Raw genomic sequence first — 16,222 nt, 5'->3', positions numbered from 1 at the left:
GGACCCGCGCGCTAATGCACGCGGCGGCCGAGCCGTTCCGCGAAGAAGTCGAACATGCGCACGTCCGTGAGCGTGCGGCCCAATGGCTGGCAATGGAAGTTCGCGCCGTCCTCACGGGTGAAGCGGGCCAATACCTTCTCACCAGACAGCGCGCGGTAGAGCACCTGGGATTGGCCGGGCCAGAACTGCTCATCCTCGTGAAGCCGCGCCTCGAAGTCGAAGTCCGGGTCCCCGAAGAAGCGCGCGGGGATGCCCGGCTCGGGGTGGGTGCTGGTCGTGGATGCCTCGCCCATGGAGTCCTCCTCCTGCGTCCCCCAGCGGCAACGTCATTCCGGCGCGGCCGGATTCAAACAGCCAGCCTGGCGACCCGCAGCCCGGCGCGAGGGACCGCCCCGGAGCGCGACAGAAGAAACACCCAGGCTTTGACGGTGCGGACGTAAGCACCTATGATACGCAATTGATTCTCAGAATCAAAATCACCCTTTCCGGCGACCACTGTGAGTACATCCAACAGGCGTTCCCTTCCGCTCTTCGCCCTGCTTTCCGTCGTCGTCGTGCTGGCCGTCCTGTGGGTGGGCGTGAAGTTCCAGCGCCCGGACGCCGCCGCGTCCACACCCGCCGCAGAGGCCGCCGCGCCGGAGGGCCGCACGGTGACGCACGGACAGGGCACCACCGTCGTCCCGCTGAAGCCGCGGCGGGTGGTGGTGTTCGACCTGGTGGCGCTGGACATCCTCCAGGCCCTGGAGGTGGACGTCCACGGCGTGGCGGGAGACATGTTCCCCCAGCACCTGACCCGGTTCCGTGACGCGAAGTACCCGCGCCTGGGCACCCTGTTCGAGCCCGACTACGAGGCCCTCCAGGCCGCGAAGCCGGACCTCATCATCACCGGGGGCCGCTCCAGCGCGAAGTACTCGAACCTGTCCCGCATCGCGCCCACCATCGACGTGCCGATGAGCGGCAAGGACTTCATCGCCTCGGTGATTGCCAACACGGAGATGCTGGCCAGCGTCTTCGGCAAGGAGGAGAAGGCGCGCGGCCTGATTGAGGACCTGCGCAAGTCGGTGGCGGACCTCCAGCAGGTGACGGCGCCGCGCGGCAAGGGCCTGGTCGTGCTCGTCACCGGCGGGCGCATGAGCGCCTATGGCCCGGGCTCCCGCTTTGGCGTCATCCATGGTGACTTCGGCGTGCCCGAGGCCGCCGAGGGCCTGCGCACCTCGCTGCACGGCGAGTCCATCAGCGCGGAGTTCATCCGGGAGAAGAATCCCGACTGGCTGTTCGTCATCGACCGGGACGCCGCCACCGGCCAGAAGGAGGGCAATGCCCGGCAGGTGCTGGACAACGAATTGGTGCGGCAGACGACGGCCTGGCAGAAGAACCAGGTCGTCTACCTGGACCCCGGCATCACCTACCTGACCGGCGGCGGCATCCAGTCCGTCAAGCAGCTGCGCGACCAGGTCGCGAGCGCCTACGCGCAGGCCCAGTAGTCCGTTCCCGCCGTGAAGCGCGCATTCGCCGCGGCCGCCGTCCTCGTCACGTTGGCGGTGGTCAGCCTCCTGATTGGCGCCAGTGACGTGTCCTGGCGCGCCCTCTTCGCTCCCGAGCCGGATGAGCGCGCCCTCCAGGTGCTGGTCATCAGCCGGCTGCCGCGCATGTTCGCCGTCATGCTGGCGGGCACGTCCCTGGGCGTCGCGGGCCTCATCATGCAGATGATTGCCCGCAACCGCTTCGTGGAGCCCACGACGGCGGGCACCGCGGAGTCCGCCAGCCTGGGCCTGCTGACCGCCACCCTGCTGGCGCCTGGCCTTCCGGTGCTCGGGAAGATGATGGTGGCCACCGTCTTCGCCCTGGCGGGGACGGCGCTGTTCCTGCTGGTGCTGCGGCGCATCCCCCTGCGCTCGGCGCTCATCGTCCCGGTGGTGGGCCTGATTCTGGGCGGCATCATCGATTCGGCGACGACCTTCTTCGCCTACCGGTACGACCTGCTGCAGACGGTCAACGCGTGGACCACGGGTGACTTCTCCACCGTGCTTCGCGGCCGCTACGAGCTGCTATGGGTGACGCTGGGCCTCACCTGCGCCGCCTACACCGCCGCGGACCGCTTCACCGTGGCCGGCATGGGCGAGACGTTCACCACCAACCTGGGGCTGAACTACCCGCGCATCGTCGCGCTGGGGCTGCTCATCGTCTCCCTGGTCACCGCGATGGTGGTCGTCACGGTGGGCATGATTCCGTTCCTGGGCCTGATTGTCCCCAACCTGGTCAGCATGGTCATGGGCGACAACGCGCGCAGGTCCATTCCCTGGGTCGCGGTGAGCGGCGCCGCCTTCGTGCTGCTCTGCGACATCGTGGGCCGCGTGGTGCGCCACCCGTATGAGATTCCCGGGGGCACCATCGCCGGCGTCATCGGCAGCGTGCTCTTCCTGTACCTCCTGCTGAAGCGAGGCGCCCGTGTCGGCTAGCGCCCCGTCCGTCAGCCCCCTGCGGTCCCTGCTCGTGCTGGGCTGCGTGGCCGCGGCCTTCATGGCCCTGTTCATGCTCGTCGACGTGAGCGGCCCGTGGGACTTCGTGCTGCCCTTCCGCGGGAAGAAGGTCGCCACCGCGTTGCTGGTGGGCTACGCCGTCGCCGTCTCCACGGTGCTCTTCCAGACGGTGACGGGCAACCGCGTGCTGACGCCCGCCATCATGGGGTTCGACTACCTGTACGTGCTCATCCAGACGTGCCTGGTGTTCTTCCTGGGCTCCACCACCGTGGCGGGGCTGGACCCCCGGCTCCTGTTCGGCGCGGAGGTCATCATCATGGTGGCCTTCTCCGCCATGCTGCACGGCTGGCTCTTCGGCATGGCGCGGGGCAACGTCCACCTGCTGCTGCTCACCGGCGTGGTGATGGGCGTGCTGTTCCGGAGCCTGTCGTCGTTCGTCCAGCGTGTCATCGAACCCAACGAGTTCATCTTCCTGCAGGACCGCTTCTTCGCCAGCTTCAACGACCCGGAGCACGAACTGCTGCTGCTCTCCGCGGTGCTGACGCTGGGTGTCTCCGTGCTGGGCCTGCGGCTGCTGCGGGCCTGTGACGTCCTGGTGCTGGGCCGGGAGGCCGCCATCAACCTGGGCGTGGACTACCAGCGGACGGTGTCCTGGGTGCTGGCGCTGGTGGCCATCCTGGTCGCCGTGTCCACCGCGCTGGTGGGGCCGGTGACGTTCCTGGGGTTGCTGGTGGCCAACATCGCCTACGCGGTGATGCGGACGTACAAGCACGCGTTCGTCCTCCCCGCCGCCGCGCTCATCGCCGCCATCGCCCTGGTCGCCGGGCAGTTCATCCTGGAGCGCGTCTTCCGCCTGGACACCAATCCCCGGGTCATCATCGAGTTCGTCGGCGGGATGGTGTTCATCGCGATGCTCATGAGAAAGGCCACGAGATGATCGAGGCGAAGAACGTCAGCAAGCGCTACGGTGAAACGCTGGTGGTGGATGGCGTCACCCTGAGCCTGCCCGTGGGCGGCATCACCTCCATCATCGGCCCCAACGGCGCGGGCAAGTCGACCCTGCTGTCCATGATGAGCCGGGTGATGCCCATGTCGTCGGGCAACGTGCTGGTGGACGGGCTGGACGTCTCCACCACGCCCGGGGACACGCTCGCGAAGCGGCTGGCCATCCTCCGGCAGGACAACCACATCACCGCCCGGCTGACGGTGCGTGAGCTGGTAACCTTCGGCCGCTATCCGCACTCCAAGGGCCGCCCCACCGTGCAGGACCGCGAACACGTGGAGCGGGCGATTGAACACATGGGGCTGAGCGCGCTCGCTGACCGCTTCCTGGATGAGATGTCCGGCGGCCAGCGTCAGCGCGCCTTCGTGGCCATGGTGCTCTGCCAGGACACGGACCACGTGCTGCTGGACGAGCCGCTCAACGGCCTGGACCTGAAACACGCGGTGTCCATGATGAAGCGGCTCCGGCACGCCGCGGACACGCTGGGCAAGAGCTTCGTGCTGGTGCTGCACGACATCAACTTCGCATCCTGCTACTCCGACCACATCGTCGCCATGCGCGACGGCAAGGTCGCGTTCCAGGGCCGCCCGGAGGACATCATGCGCCCCGACGTCCTGCGCGCCATCTACGAGCTGGACATCTCCGTGCAGCAGATTGAAGGCGACTGGATTGCCACCCACTACCGGTGACGGCGCGGCGCGCCAGCCTGGGAAGCAAGGGGTTTCCACTAATCACAGACACTTGCACTGCCTTCTCGGGCTGTGCCACATTTCACCGTGCTGGCCATGACGTCAGCAGACAGCAAGACGCCACCACCTCAAACCAGGAGTTCGCCATGAAGAAGGCCCTGTACTCTTTGGCTGTGCTGATGCGGTTTGCTCGCGCGGACAAGCTCTCCGCCCCGTATATCTATTACTAGTCAAAAGCCGTCAGGCATTGTGCCCTGACGGTTGGGTCGCAAGAGCTGGTCGACGCGGGTGGAGCGCACGGTTCGCTCCGCCTGCGCCAGCGGCAGTTCCCCCCTCCAGGACCCTTTCATGCCACAGGTGCGCCTTCCGCCGGGGCCCCAGGGCCACTTCATTGCTGGCAACCTGGTGGAGTTCTCCGAGGACCCGCTGGGGTTCCTCACCCGCTGCGCCAGGGAGTACGGCGACGTGGTGCGCCTGGGGAAGCGCAACTTCCTCCTCAATCACCCGGACCTGATTGAACGGGTCCTGGTCAACGGCGACGGCAACTTCGTGAAGCTCGCCGGCGTGGGCCAAGGCAAGCGTCACAAAGGCGGCTTTCCCGAAGCGATGATGAACAGCGAGGGCGAGGACTGGCTGCGCAAGCGGCGCCTCGTCCAGCCCGCGTTCCATCGCAAGCACGTGGCCGCGTGTGGTGACACCGTGGTGGCCCTCACCGAAACGATGCTCCAGACGTGGCGCCCCGGCGACGCGCGGGACGTGCACGCGGACGTGTCCGCGCTGGCGCTCGACATCGTCAGCCGCTTCCTCTTCCACACGCCCATCGACGACGAGGCCCGCCACGTGGCCGCCGCCGTGGACGCCGTCATGCGGCACACCGACAGTCCCCTGCGGCCGCCCATCTGGGTGCCCACTCCCACCAACCTGCGCCTGCGCCGGGCGCTGGGCCGACTCAACACGCTGCTCGCGACGCTCGTGCGCCGCTACCGGGAGCAACCGGAGTCGCGCACGGACCTGCTCGCCCTGCTGCTGTCCGCCCCGGAGCCCCTCTCCGAGGCCCAACTGCGCGATGAGCTGGCGACGATGATCATGTCCGGGCACGAGACGACGGCGGACGCGCTCGTGTGGGCCTGGTACCTGCTGGCCCAGCACCCGGAGGCCGAGGCCCGGCTGGTGGCGGAGCTGGAGACGGTGCTCGGTGGCTGGCTTCCTGGCGCCGAGGACCTTCCGCGCCTGCGCTACACGGAGGCGGTGGTGAAGGAGGCCATGCGCCTGTACTCACCGGCGTGGATTACCAGCCGGGAGGCGCTGCGCGACTGTGAGCTCGGTGGGTTCCACGTCCCGGCGGGCACGATGCTGGCGGTGAGCCAGTGGGTCACCCACCGCGACGCGCGCTACTTCGACGCCCCCGAGTCCTTCCGTCCGGAGCGCTGGCTGTCCGAGGACGCCCAGCGCATGCACCGGTACGTCTACTTCCCGTTCGGCGGCGGCCCCCGGTTCTGCATCGGCTCGGCGCTGGCGATGCTGGAGACGGTGCTCATCACCGCGTGCGTGGCCCGGCGGTTCCGGCTGGAGCTGGCACCGGGCTGCGTGGTGCGGCCCCGGCCGGCGCTCGCGCTCCAGCCGCTCGGGGTCCGGCTGATTCCGCGGCATCGCTCTCAGAGCACACAGAAAGGCGAGGTGCGGCATGCGGCGGGTGCCTGAAGGAGCAGCGGTCCGGCGCGAGTTCTTCCGCTCGGCATATCTGCTGGGCGCGCCCTGGGACATCGGACGGCCCCAGCGGGCCTTCGTCGAACTGTGGGAGGCCGGCGCGATTTCCGGCGAGGTGCTCGACGTGGGCTGCGGCTTCGCGGAGAACGCGCTCTTCCTGGCGGCCAAGGGCCTGCCGGTGTGCGGCGTGGACATGATGGAGCCGGCCATCCAGCGGGCGCGAGACACGGCATACCTGCGCGGGCTCGACGTGGACCTGCGCGTGGGCAACGCCCTGGAGCTGGCCACGCTGGGCCGGCGCTTCGACACCCTCCTCGATTCGGCCCTGCTCCACGTCTTCGAGCCTGGAGACCGGCCCGCGTTCGCCGCCAGCCTCGCGAGCGTGCTACGGCCCGGCGGGCACTACCATGCGCTGTACTTCCGCGACGGACCGCGTGCCATTCCCCCGGAGGCCCTGAGCGCGACCTTCGGGGAAGGATGGCGCGTGAAGTCCATCCGGGAGGCGCACTACGAGCAGACCGACCCAGAGGGCGCGCTGGCCTGGCTCGCCACCATCGAGCGGGTGGCGACGTAGCCGCACCGTCACGCGCGGTGACGAAGCTCACGCAGCGTCGGCGCCCTCCATCAGGAAGTCGATGACGGCGCGCACGGCGGGCAACTGGCCTCTGCGGTGTGGCGTCAGCAGCGTCGTCGTCACCGTGCCAGCGGTCCACGTCGGCAGCACGCGCACCAGCCGTTCCGCCTCCACATCCGCGCGAGTGAATGACTCCGGCAGGCAGACGATGCCCAGCCCAGCAATGGCCGCCTTCAGCAGCACCAGCGATTCGTCGGCGCTCATGCGCACACGAGGCACCACCGTGACGGCCTCACCGGCGCGTCCGCGCAGCCGCCACTGGGTGGCCATGGAGCTGGTCAGGAGACCGTCGTGTTCGCCCAGGTCCTCCGGCCGGCGAGGCTTGCCACGTCCGGACAGATAGCCGGGCGAAGCCACCAGGATGATGGGCTCCACCGACAGCCGACGCTGAACCAAACCCGAAGCGGGCAGCGGCGCGAAGTGGCTGCGCACCGCGATGTCGAACCCCTCCTGCACCAGGTCCACGAAGCGGTCGGTCGCGTGAAGCTCGACACGTACCTTGGGGTGGGCCAGCGCCAGCAGCGGCAGCCGGTCCGCGAGCCGGAACTGCGCCGTTGGCACCGCCGTGGTGATCTTCACCACGCCACTGGGCTCCACTTGCCGGCGGCGCACCACACTCTCCGCGGCCTCCGCCTCAATCACGACAGCGCGGGCATGGTCGAGGAAGTCCCGCCCCACGTCCGTCAACGTGAAGCTCCGCGACGTGCGCTGAATCAACCGGACGCCCAGCCCGTCCTCCAGCTCGGCCACGCGCTTGCTCACCGTGGACTTGGGAATGCCCAACCGCCGAGCCGCCGCGGCGAAGCCACCGCTCTCCACCGCCTGGACGAAGATATGGAGGTCGTTGAGATTCAAGGGCCGCGCCTCATCGTCCACGGATGTGGACCTTGCGTTCGCGTTCCGCTGTCTACACGGCGCACGTTTCCACGGCCATCTTGTCCCTATCGAAGGCATCGCGCCTTCTGCTTCGGACAGGAGATTCACCATGGAACTGCCCACCCTCTTCTACGGCATCCCCTCTGGCTGCTCATTCGGCTCCATCGTCGCACTGGAATGGCTGGGCCGGCCCTACCAGCTGTGCCGCATCGCCATGCCGGAGGACGTCACCACCGCGGACTACCGCCGCATCAACCCCGTCGCGGAGACGCCCACCCTGATGACGGAGACAGGCGCGCGCATCAGCGAGAGCATGGCCATCCTCAACCACCTGGGCGCGCGCGGCGTCGACACGGGGCTGTCATTCGCTCAAGGCACCGAGGGCTTCGACCGCCTGAACCAGATGCTCGCGTACCTGAACACCACCTTCTTCGGCGCCTTCTCGCCGCTCTGGTACGCGCTGGAGCACGCCGAGCTGCCGGAGTTCGACAAGCAGGCCCTGCGCACCTACGGAGCCCGCAGCGTGGTCACCGCGCACGCGAAGCTCGAGGCGATGCTGAGTCACCAGCCGTGGCTGCTGGGCGACCAGCGCACCCTGGCGGACGCCTACTTCATCGGCATCGCCCGGTGGACCCGGTACCACGAGGTGCTGGACCGCCGGGACTACCCGAAGCTCCAGGGCCTCTTCGAGCGGCTGGAGGCCGACGAAGGCGTGCGCTTCGCCCACGCCATTGAAAAGGGCGAGACGCCCCGGGGCAACGGCGCCTTCCAGGGACACATCCGCCTCGCGGAGGCCCTGCGACGACTGCCCGCCTGAGCCGCGACGGCGGCCGCCGCCTCAGGGCTGTGACACCCTCAGGTGCTTGCGCACGGAGTCGATGAACACGCGGAGCTTTGGCAGCGCCTGGTGGCGGCTGGGGAAGTAGAGGAAGAAGCCAGGCGTGCCCGGGCAGGATGACGCCAGGACCCGCTCGAGCCGCCCCTGGCGCACGTGCTCCGCGGCGAGCGGCTCCGCCGCGCAGGCCAACCCCAGGCCCTTCACGGCGGCGCTCAGGTTGAGCACGGGGTCATTGACGATGACGCTGCCCTGGACAGCCATCTCCAGCGGCTGCCCCTTCTTCAGGAACTGCCAGCGGTACAGCGAGCCGTCACCGGAACCATGCTCCGCGGCGGGGGTGGCTCGATTGTCGTGACGTCGTCGGTCCAGTCCATCGCCACACGGAAGGGCACCTCGGCCTACAGCGCGAGCAAGCGCGCGCTGGTGGGGCTGGTCCAAGCCACGGCACTGGAGTACGGCACCCTGGACATCCGGGTGAACGCGCTCTGCCCCGGCTCGGTGGACACCCCCATGTCCCGGCATGACCACCCCTATGTGACGGGCCAACGGAGGAATGACCCTGGCGCTGTAGACACCACCGCGAAGCCAGCGCGGGCGCCCTGAATCCAGAGCGCCCGCCGGCCTCACGTCAGCTCAGGGCTGGCCGAGGTGCCGCTCCAGGACCTCCGCCACGGAGGGCCCCTTCACTCCACCAGCAGCTCGCGAAGCCGCGCTTCCAGGAAACGCCGCTCGGGCGCGGTGCGGACCATCGCCAGTGCCCGCCGGTAGGCACTCACGGCCTCGTCCTTGCGCCCCAGACGCCGGAGCAGGTCCGCGCGCGCGGCCGGCAGCAGGTGATAGTCCGCCAGCCGTCCGGAGGCCTCCAGGTCATCCACCAGGGACAATCCGTGCTCGGGGCCACGGGCCATCGCCACGGCGGCGGCATGGTTGAGCGCCACCACGGGCCCCGGCGTCAGCACCACCAGCCGCGCATACAACGCGGCAATCTGCGCCCAGTCGGTGTCCTCGGCGCGCGGAGCCTGGGCATGCAGCGCCGCGATGGCCGCCTGCACCGTGTACGCCCCCCGGGCGCCCATGGCGAGCGCGGCGTCCAGCTCCGCCAGCCCTTCGTCCCGCTGCGCGCCATCCCAGAGCGAGCGGTCCTGCCGGTCCAGCAGCACCAGCCCGCCATCCGCCGCCACGCGCGCCCGGCGGCGAGAGTGGTGGAGCAGCATCAGCGCCCGCAGCGACGCCACCTCCGCGTCGCCTGGGAGCAGCGAGCGCGCCAGCCGGGCCAGGCGCAGGGCCTCTTCGCAAAGGTCCACTCGCAGCAACGCCGGCCCGTCCGTGGCCGCGTAGCCCTCCGAGAAGACGAGGTAGAGCGTGTGCAGCACGCCCTCGGTACGCTCCGCCAGCGCCTCGGGCTCCGGGATGACGTAGGGGATGCGCGCGGTGCGTATCTTCCGCTGCGCGCGCACCAGCCGCTGGGCCAGCGTGGCGGGCGACACGAGGAAGGCGCGGGCGATCTGCTCCGTCGTCAACCCACACAGGCAACGAAGCGCGAGCGCCACCTGGGCCTCGGGTGACAAGGCGGGGTGACAGCAGGTGAAGAGCAGCCGCAGCGAGTCGTCCGGCAACGTCTGCCACTCGGCGGCGTCCACGGATGGCGCCACCGCCTCCAACTCGCCCACGCGCGCCTCCAGGCGAGCGGACCGCCGCATGCGGTCCACCGCCTTGTTGCGCGCGACACGCATCAGCCAACCGGCCGGCTCGCGCGGCACGCCCTCGCGCGGCCACTGCTTCAAGGCAGCGGCGAAGGCGTCCTGCACCACCTCCTCCGCCGCGCCGAAGTCGCCGTCCAGCACGCGGATGAGCGTGGCCACGATGCGCCCGTAATCCTCACGGTGCGCCCGTTCGAGAATGGAGGTGGTGTCCATCATGCCGCGCGGGCCCCTGCGTCAGTCCTGGGGCATGGTGAATTCCCGCACCGGCCGCACCTCGACGGAGCCGCTGCGCGCGCTGGGAATGCGGGACGCGATGCCAATGGCCTCGTCGAGGTCCCTGGCCTCCACGAGAAAGAAGCCGCCCAACTGCTCCCGCGTCTCCGCGAACGGGCCGTCGGTCGTCAGACGCTTGCCGTCGCGGATGCGTACCGTGGTGGCCGCAGCCGTGGGCTCCAGTTCCTCGCCCGAGATGAAGTGCCCGCTCTGCTTGATGGCCGCCTCGAAGGTGCCGTACTCCCCCATCACGCGCTGGACGTCCGCCTCCGACAGCGTCTCGGCGGCCTTCTCGTTCTCGTAGATCATCAGCAGGTACTTCATGGGTCCGTGCCTCACGGGTGAGCGGGAGAAGAGCCTCCCTGCTTCCGTGGTCGAACGGAACCCCCGTGAATCGACCGCCTTTTCACGGGGGATTTCTTTTCGATTACCAGCCCCCGGTACCCGCCGTCGATGCGGGCCAAGTCATTCACAACCCGTATTCCCCTTACGGCACCGGACGAGCGCAATCGCGCTTCGGGCGGACCGTAGCCGTTGGACCCCATCCCGCTCCGGTCCCCCATGCTCCGCCTCTCCGCCATCTCGAAGACCTACCCCAACGGCGTCAGAGCACTCCAGGGCATCGACCTCACCATCGAGAAGGGGCTCTTCGGGCTGCTGGGCCCCAATGGCGCGGGGAAGTCCACGCTCATGCGCATCCTGGCTACGCTCCAGCTGCCTGACGAGGGGCAGCTCCTCTTCGACGGCGTCGACGTGCTCGCGGCCCCACAAGCGCACCGGCGGCACCTGGGCTACCTGCCCCAGGACTTTGGTGTGTACCCGGGCGTGTCCGCCGTGGAGCTGCTGGACCACCTGGGCGTGCTCAAGGGTTTGACGAACGCGCGCCAGCGCCGCGAGCAGGTGGACGCGCTGCTTCATCAAACCAACCTCCACGCGCACCGGAAGAAGGCCGTCAGCGGCTTCTCTGGAGGCATGCGGCAGCGCTTCGGCATCGCGCAGGCCCTGCTGGGCCAGCCTCGGATGCTCATCGTCGACGAGCCCACCGCGGGACTGGACCCTGAGGAGCGCAACCGCTTCCACAACCTCCTCAGCGAGGTGGCGGAGGACATCGTGGTGCTGTTGTCCACCCACATCGTCGAGGACGTCCGCCAGCTCTGTCCCCGCATGGCCATCCTGTCCGGAGGCCGGGTGCTGCGCGAAGGCATCCCCGAGCAACTCGTCACCGAGCTGACGGGCCGAGTGTGGCGCAAGACGGTGGAGAAACTCGAGGTCCCCGCCCTCCGCGCTTCCCAGACGGTGCTCTCCACGCAGCTGTCGGGAGGCAGGACGGTGCTCCGCGTGCTGACGGACGAAGCGCCCGCGCCGGGCTTCGAGCGCGTCCCACCGGACCTGGAAGACGTCTACTTCGCCGCCCTGGTCGGACATGGCCGGTGAGCTGATTCGCTTCGAGTGGCGCTTCCAGACGCGCCAGGCCGCCTTCCTCGTGGCCGTCGCCGCCTTCCTGGGAATGGCGTTCGTGTTCGTCGGCACGGGCTATGGCCCGGACAACGCCCACGTCAACTCCCCGGCGTCCGTCATGCAGTCGCTGGGGTTCCTGTCACTGTTCTCCATCTTCGTGCTCAGCGCCTTCTGCGCGAACGCCGCCCTGCGGGACAGCGAGCACCGGATGGAGGCGCTTGTCTACGCGACGCCCGTCTCCAAGCTCACGTACCTGTCGGTCCGGCTCGCGGGCGCGCTGCTGGCGGCGCTCGCCGTGTTCAGCGTCACCGCGCTGGGGATGATGCTGGCGCCATGGGTCCTCGACGTGGCCCCCGAGCGGCGCGGGAGCTGGGAGGTCCTCCGCTATGCCTGGGCGCTCGCCGTCATGGTGTTGCCCAACCTGCTCTTCGCCGCGTCGCTGCTGTTCGCCGTCGCCACGCTGACGCGCAGCGCGCTGGCCACCTATGTCGGCGCCGTCTTCCTCTACGCGCTCTACTTCGTGGGGGCGCTGCTGGGGGACTCCCCCTTGATGGCGGGCACCGCGCCGCAGACACCGGAGGCCCTGGCGCGCGCCGCCCTGCTGGACCCGTTCGGCCTGTCCGCCTTCTTCGCCCAGACGCGCTACTGGACCGAACACGAGCGCAACACCCGCCTGCTCCATCTGGAAGGTGCCTTCCTGCACAACCGGCTCCTATGGCTGGGCGTCTCCGCCGGGGTGCTGGCCTTCGTCTACCAGCGCTTCTCCTTCCGCGCGGCGTCCGGCGCGACGCCCCGGAGCATCGCGTCCGAGACGGCGGCCCCCGGCAGCGTCCCCTACCGCCCCGTGGAGCCGGAACGCGACGAGGGCGCCCGGTTCCGCGCCGCCCTGGTATCCACGTGGAAGATGGAGACCCACGCCATCCTCAAGAGCCGGGCCTTCCTGGCGTTGATGGCGCTCTGGGTCTTCGTGCTCGGCATGGAGGTCGCCGCCAGCGCCACGCAGGCGGAATACGGCACGCGGCTGCTGCCCACCACGGGGCTGCTTCTACAAGCCATCCAGCCGCCGCTGTTCCTCTTTGGCTCGCTGTGCGTGGTCTACTTCGGCGCCGAGCTCGTCTGGCGGGAGCGCGGGGTCCGTCTGAGCGAACTCCTCGACGCGACGCCCGCCTCCAGCGCCGTGTTCTATCTGTCGAAGCTGGCGGTGCTGGCCCTGCAGGTCCTCGTGTTGACGGCCTCCGCGGTGGGCATCGCCGTGCTGTACCAGCTCTCGCGAGGCCACCGCCCCCTGGAGCCAGCGCTGTACCTGTCGCTGCTGTACTTCTCCGGACTGCCGCTGCTGCTGTTCGCGGTGGCGGTGCTGTGGCTCCAGACGCTGAGTCCCCACCGTTATGTGGGGATGTTCCTGGGCTTGCTCCTGGCGCTGGCCATGCGGCAGGGCGGCCTCGTGGGACTGGAGCACGGCCTGCTGCGCTACGCGAGCGGGCCGCCGCTGCGCTACTCCGACATGAATGGCTTTGGAGCCAGCGTCCACGGCTTCAACGCATACATGGTGTACTGGAGCGCCCTGGCGGGTGTGCTGGGGCTGCTCACTTGTGGCCTGTGGCGGCGCGGCGTCAGCCCTCCGCTGCGTGCACGCCTCGCGGCCCTTCCCCAGGTGTGGGGACGAAGAGGCCAGACGGCGGTAACGGCGTGCCTGGCCCTCTTCGTGCTGGCGGGAGGCTTCATCTTCCACGGCACGAACGTGCTCAACCGCTACGAGACGCGCGCCCAGCTCGCCGATTGGAAGGCCGACTACGAGAAGGCCTACCAGCGCTACGAATCCTTCCCCCAGCCCAGCATCGTCGCCGTGAAGGCCCGCGTCGACCTGTACCCAGAAGAAGCGCGCTATCACGCGACCGGCCGCTATGTGCTGGAGAACCGGACGCAAGCGCCCATCCAACGCGTGTGGCTCTCCGTGCGCCGCGACGTGCGCCACGCCACGCTCTCGTTGCAAGGGGCCCGACAGGTCCACCACGACAGCCGCTTCGGCATGTCCGCCTTCGAGCTGGACACGCCGCTGCCCCCCGGCGCGAAGACCGGGCTCGCGTTCTCAATCGAGACGGAGCGGCGAGGCATTCGCGAAGGCGCGCGCGACACCTCCATCGCCGGGAACGGCTCGTTCATCTCCAACCAGGAGGCATTTCCCGCCATCGGATACCGGAAGGGCTACGAGCTCGACGACGCCCGGGAGCGGCGCCAGCGAGGACTGCCGGAGACGCCTCGGGTGGAGGCGGAGGCCGCGGGCGACCTGGGGCTCGCGGAGGGTGGCGGCGGGCAGCGCGCCTGGACCACGCTGGACCTGACGGTGTCGACCCCGGACACCCAGCTCGCGGTGGCCCCAGGCGAGCTGAGGCAGACGTGGAATGAGGAGGACCGACGCGTCTTCCGCTACGTCATGGAGCGCCCCATGCTCAACTGGTTCGCCCTCGTCTCCGCGCGCTACGCGGTGAAGAAGGAGAAACACCGGGGCGTGGACGTGGAGGTGTATTACCACCCCGGGCATGCCCACAACGTGGAGCGGATGCTGCGCGCGGCGACACGCTCGCTGGAGGTGCTCGAGGAGCAACTCGGCCGCTACCCCCACCGACAGCTTCGCATCGTGGAGGTGCCTTCCACCTGGGGCTTCGGTGCGCTCGCGCTGTCGAACACCATCTACTACCCCGAGCACCGAGGCTTCCTCACCGCTTCGGGTGAGCAGGACACCGTGGACCTCATCACCCGGCGCATCGCGCACGAGGTGGCGCACCAATGGTGGGGCCATCAGGTCGACCCGGTGAGCGGTCCCGGCGGACTGCTCATCACCGAGTCCTTGGCGAAGTACGCCGAGCAGCGAGTGCTGAAGGCCCTCCACGGCGAGGCCCAGGTGCGTCAGGTGCTGGCCTTCGACCTGGACCGTTACCTGCGAGGCCGCGCGGAGGAGCACGGCGAGGAACCTCCACTCCTCCAGACGAAGGACGAGCCCTACCTCTATTACGGCAAGGGCGCGGTGGTGATGCACGCCCTGGCGGACCTCCTCGGTGAGGCCGCGCTCGACCGGGCCCTGCGCAAGCTCGTCCAGCAGCATGCCCACCCGAAGCCTCAGCCCACCGCGAGCGACCTGCTCGCCCTGTTGCATGAAGAGGCCACCGAGGAGGCGCGGCCGCTCGTGGACCAGTGGCTGACGCAGGTCGTGCTGTACGAGCTGAAGGTGGAGTCCGCCGCCGTCGAGCCCCTGGCGGATGGCCGCTACCGCGTCACCGCGCGGATATCGGCGTCGAAGCACGCACGCCAGAACGGACAGGACGTCCCCCTGCCCATGAACGAGTCCCTCGACGTGGCGGTGTTGTCCCAGGATGCAACGCTGTACGCAGCGAAACACCGTTTCACAGGCGGTATCACCGAGGTCTCCCTCACCGTGGACCAACGCCCCGTCTCCATCGGTGTCGACCCCTTCCTCCGCCGCGTCTCGCTGGAGCGGACCGGCACCGTCTGGAAGTTGGAACAACCCTAATTACATATCCCTGAGTCAGAGCAGACTCTCTCCCCTCCGGTGGGACTCGAAACCCGGTTCAGAATTCGCGTGGACCTGTGTGTCCGTTTTTTCGGAGCCGGGGTCTTCTTCTCGCTTTTTGTTTCAATTCCGAGAATCCGCTCCGAGGGTCCACCATGGCTAAGTTTCACTCCGTTGCGCTTCTGGCAGGCATCTCCCTCCTTGGCTCCGCGTGCGGCGCTCCTGAGTCCGAGACGCAGGATACGCAGCAGGTCTCGTTCGAGGAGTTCCGCGCCAGCGCGTACCAGGAGCCGGAGTCGGGTGGCTTCGTCGTCGACGGTGACATCTTCCTGCCGACGGAGTCGGAGCTGCGCGAGTTCTACGAGCAGGCCGTCAGCGGCATTGGCACCCAGCAGGGCGCGCTGGCCGTGTATTACAGCGGTGGACGCGACATCAAATGGAGCGCCAGCCAGGCGCTCAACCTCACGTACTGCGTAAGCACCAAGTTCGGGAGCAACTACACGCGCGTGGTCAACGCGATGAAGAGCGCCGCGGCGGAGTGGGAGGCGGCTGCCAACGTCAAGTTCGTCCACGTCAGCGCTGAAGACTCGAAGTGCACCAACCGCAACAACAACGTCGTGTTCGACGTGAACCAGACCAACACGTCCCAGTACCTGGCGCGCGCCTTCTTCCCCAACAGCGCCCGCCGCAGCGCCAACGTCCTCATCTCGACCACGTCCTTCCAGAACATCTCCCCCTGGACGTTGGAGGGCGTGATTCGCCACGAGCTGGGTCACGTGCTGGGCTTCCGCCACGAGCACACCCGCCTCACCACCACCGGCTGCTACGAGGACAACGCCTGGCGCGCGCTGACGCCGTATGACGCCAGCTCCGTCATGCACTACCCGCAGTGCAGCGGCACCCAGACGGGTGACCTGGTGCTGACCAGCTACGACCGCAGCGGCGCCCGCGCGCTGTACCCGTAAGCCCTACGCTCGTCCGCCGGCCCCAAGGGCCACCGCCTTCATGGTGGTGGCCCTTTTTCGTTTCACC

At 68.8% G+C, this 16,222-nt stretch carries 17 protein-coding genes; 12 read left to right on the top strand and 5 right to left on the bottom strand.

Annotated features, from left to right (window positions below):
• Positions 1 to 11: 11 nt before the first annotated feature.
• Positions 12 to 293 (bottom strand): hypothetical protein, encoded by a 282-nt coding sequence (locus OZ403_RS03540; protein ID WP_268783468.1) that lies wholly within the window; start codon positions 291 to 293, stop codon positions 12 to 14.
• 204 nt (positions 294 to 497) lie between these two features.
• Between OZ403_RS03540 and OZ403_RS03535 the strand changes: the two genes are divergently transcribed.
• The 7 genes from OZ403_RS03535 (at position 498) to OZ403_RS03510 (ending at position 6,453) form a co-directional block, all read left to right on the top strand.
• Positions 498 to 1,484 carry a siderophore ABC transporter substrate-binding protein gene (locus OZ403_RS03535; protein ID WP_268783467.1) on the top strand — a complete coding sequence of 329 codons (987 nt, stop codon included), beginning with the start codon at positions 498 to 500 and terminating at the stop codon, positions 1,482 to 1,484.
• 12 nt (positions 1,485 to 1,496) lie between these two features.
• Positions 1,497 to 2,459, top strand: coding sequence for an ABC transporter permease (locus OZ403_RS03530; RefSeq protein WP_140787223.1), 963 nt, complete (start codon positions 1,497 to 1,499; stop codon positions 2,457 to 2,459).
• The gene (locus OZ403_RS03525; RefSeq protein ID WP_140787221.1) at positions 2,449 to 3,417 is read left to right on the top strand and encodes an iron chelate uptake ABC transporter family permease subunit; all 969 of its coding nucleotides are present in this window, start codon (positions 2,449 to 2,451) and stop codon (positions 3,415 to 3,417) included. Before OZ403_RS03530 ends, OZ403_RS03525 begins: the two co-directional genes overlap by 11 nt.
• Entirely contained in the window at positions 3,414 to 4,172 is a 759-nt protein-coding gene (locus OZ403_RS03520) for an iron ABC transporter ATP-binding protein (RefSeq protein ID WP_140787219.1), read from the top strand. The genes OZ403_RS03525 and OZ403_RS03520 overlap by 4 nt, the downstream gene beginning before the upstream one ends.
• 146 nt (positions 4,173 to 4,318) lie before the next feature.
• Positions 4,319 to 4,402 (top strand): cittilin family RiPP precursor, encoded by an 84-nt coding sequence (locus tag OZ403_RS39615; protein WP_225888965.1) that lies wholly within the window; start codon positions 4,319 to 4,321, stop codon positions 4,400 to 4,402.
• 118 nt (positions 4,403 to 4,520) lie between these two features.
• Positions 4,521 to 5,873, top strand: a complete 1,353-nt coding sequence (locus tag OZ403_RS03515; protein WP_268783466.1) for a cytochrome P450 — start codon at positions 4,521 to 4,523, stop codon at positions 5,871 to 5,873.
• Positions 5,857 to 6,453: a class I SAM-dependent methyltransferase gene (locus tag OZ403_RS03510; RefSeq protein ID WP_140797162.1), complete on the top strand. Its 597-nt coding sequence runs from the start codon at positions 5,857 to 5,859 to the stop codon at positions 6,451 to 6,453. The genes OZ403_RS03515 and OZ403_RS03510 overlap by 17 nt, the downstream gene beginning before the upstream one ends.
• Positions 6,454 to 6,480: 27 nt before the next feature.
• Here the strand turns inward: OZ403_RS03510 and OZ403_RS03505 are convergent, their stop codons facing one another.
• Positions 6,481 to 7,368, bottom strand: a complete 888-nt coding sequence (locus tag OZ403_RS03505) for a LysR substrate-binding domain-containing protein (RefSeq protein WP_268783465.1) — start codon at positions 7,366 to 7,368, stop codon at positions 6,481 to 6,483.
• Between the two features lie 130 nt (positions 7,369 to 7,498).
• On the opposite strand from OZ403_RS03505, the gene OZ403_RS03500 reads away from it, so the two are divergent.
• Entirely contained in the window at positions 7,499 to 8,206 is a 708-nt protein-coding gene (locus OZ403_RS03500; RefSeq protein WP_268783464.1) for a glutathione S-transferase family protein, read from the top strand.
• A gap of 21 nt (positions 8,207 to 8,227) precedes the next feature.
• Here OZ403_RS03500 and OZ403_RS03495 read toward each other — a convergent pair whose 3' ends face one another.
• The gene (locus tag OZ403_RS03495) at positions 8,228 to 8,488 is read right to left on the bottom strand and encodes a LysR substrate-binding domain-containing protein (protein WP_174259148.1); all 261 of its coding nucleotides are present in this window, start codon (positions 8,486 to 8,488) and stop codon (positions 8,228 to 8,230) included.
• A 90-nt stretch (positions 8,489 to 8,578) separates the two neighbouring features.
• Between OZ403_RS03495 and OZ403_RS03490 the strand changes: the two genes are divergently transcribed.
• Positions 8,579 to 8,830, top strand: a complete 252-nt coding sequence (locus tag OZ403_RS03490) for an SDR family NAD(P)-dependent oxidoreductase (protein WP_268783463.1) — start codon at positions 8,579 to 8,581, stop codon at positions 8,828 to 8,830.
• Between the two features lie 80 nt (positions 8,831 to 8,910).
• On the opposite strand, the gene OZ403_RS03485 is transcribed toward OZ403_RS03490, so the two are convergent.
• Positions 8,911 to 10,146 (bottom strand): RNA polymerase sigma factor, encoded by a 1,236-nt coding sequence (locus tag OZ403_RS03485; protein WP_268783462.1) that lies wholly within the window; start codon positions 10,144 to 10,146, stop codon positions 8,911 to 8,913.
• Between the two features lie 18 nt (positions 10,147 to 10,164).
• Positions 10,165 to 10,527, bottom strand: a complete 363-nt coding sequence (locus OZ403_RS03480) for a YciI family protein (protein WP_174259184.1) — start codon at positions 10,525 to 10,527, stop codon at positions 10,165 to 10,167.
• Positions 10,528 to 10,764: 237 nt separating this feature from the next.
• Here OZ403_RS03480 and OZ403_RS03475 point away from each other — a divergent pair, with 237 nt between their 5' ends.
• From OZ403_RS03475 to OZ403_RS03465, 3 genes are all read left to right on the top strand, one after another.
• Positions 10,765 to 11,637: an ABC transporter ATP-binding protein gene (locus OZ403_RS03475; RefSeq protein ID WP_140873165.1), complete on the top strand. Its 873-nt coding sequence runs from the start codon at positions 10,765 to 10,767 to the stop codon at positions 11,635 to 11,637.
• Positions 11,627 to 15,190: a M1 family aminopeptidase gene (locus OZ403_RS03470; RefSeq protein WP_268783461.1), complete on the top strand. Its 3,564-nt coding sequence runs from the start codon at positions 11,627 to 11,629 to the stop codon at positions 15,188 to 15,190. The genes OZ403_RS03475 and OZ403_RS03470 overlap by 11 nt, the downstream gene beginning before the upstream one ends.
• A 155-nt stretch (positions 15,191 to 15,345) precedes the next feature.
• A complete protein-coding gene (locus OZ403_RS03465) occupies positions 15,346 to 16,155 on the top strand; it encodes a M57 family metalloprotease (RefSeq protein ID WP_237078013.1) in 810 nt (269 codons plus the stop codon).
• The last annotated feature ends 67 nt before the right edge of the window (positions 16,156 to 16,222 follow it).

This window comes from Myxococcus sp. NMCA1 (assembly GCF_026810205.1).
GTDB classification, from domain to species: Bacteria; Myxococcota; Myxococcia; order Myxococcales; family Myxococcaceae; genus Myxococcus; species Myxococcus xanthus_A.
This window is presented reverse-complemented; position numbering and strand designations above follow the sequence as displayed.

Bases quoted from the DNA above. Each gene is read 5' to 3' on its own strand.
- OZ403_RS03540 (WP_268783468.1), bottom strand. From the start codon at position 293: ATGGGCGAGGCATCCACGACCAGCACCCACCCCGAGCCGGGCATCCCC.
- OZ403_RS03520 (WP_140787219.1), top strand. From the start codon at position 3,414: ATGATCGAGGCGAAGAACGTCAGCAAGCGCTACGGTGAAACGCTGGTG.
- OZ403_RS39615 (WP_225888965.1), top strand. From the start codon at position 4,319: ATGAAGAAGGCCCTGTACTCTTTGGCTGTGCTGATGCGGTTTGCTCGC.
- OZ403_RS03515 (WP_268783466.1), top strand. From the start codon at position 4,521: ATGCCACAGGTGCGCCTTCCGCCGGGGCCCCAGGGCCACTTCATTGCT.
- OZ403_RS03510 (WP_140797162.1), top strand. From the start codon at position 5,857: ATGCGGCGGGTGCCTGAAGGAGCAGCGGTCCGGCGCGAGTTCTTCCGC.
- OZ403_RS03500 (WP_268783464.1), top strand. From the start codon at position 7,499: ATGGAACTGCCCACCCTCTTCTACGGCATCCCCTCTGGCTGCTCATTC.
- OZ403_RS03495 (WP_174259148.1), bottom strand. From the start codon at position 8,488: ATGGCTGTCCAGGGCAGCGTCATCGTCAATGACCCCGTGCTCAACCTG.
- OZ403_RS03485 (WP_268783462.1), bottom strand. From the start codon at position 10,146: ATGATGGACACCACCTCCATTCTCGAACGGGCGCACCGTGAGGATTAC.
- OZ403_RS03480 (WP_174259184.1), bottom strand. From the start codon at position 10,527: ATGAAGTACCTGCTGATGATCTACGAGAACGAGAAGGCCGCCGAGACG.
- OZ403_RS03475 (WP_140873165.1), top strand. From the start codon at position 10,765: ATGCTCCGCCTCTCCGCCATCTCGAAGACCTACCCCAACGGCGTCAGA.
- OZ403_RS03470 (WP_268783461.1), top strand. From the start codon at position 11,627: ATGGCCGGTGAGCTGATTCGCTTCGAGTGGCGCTTCCAGACGCGCCAG.
- OZ403_RS03465 (WP_237078013.1), top strand. From the start codon at position 15,346: ATGGCTAAGTTTCACTCCGTTGCGCTTCTGGCAGGCATCTCCCTCCTT.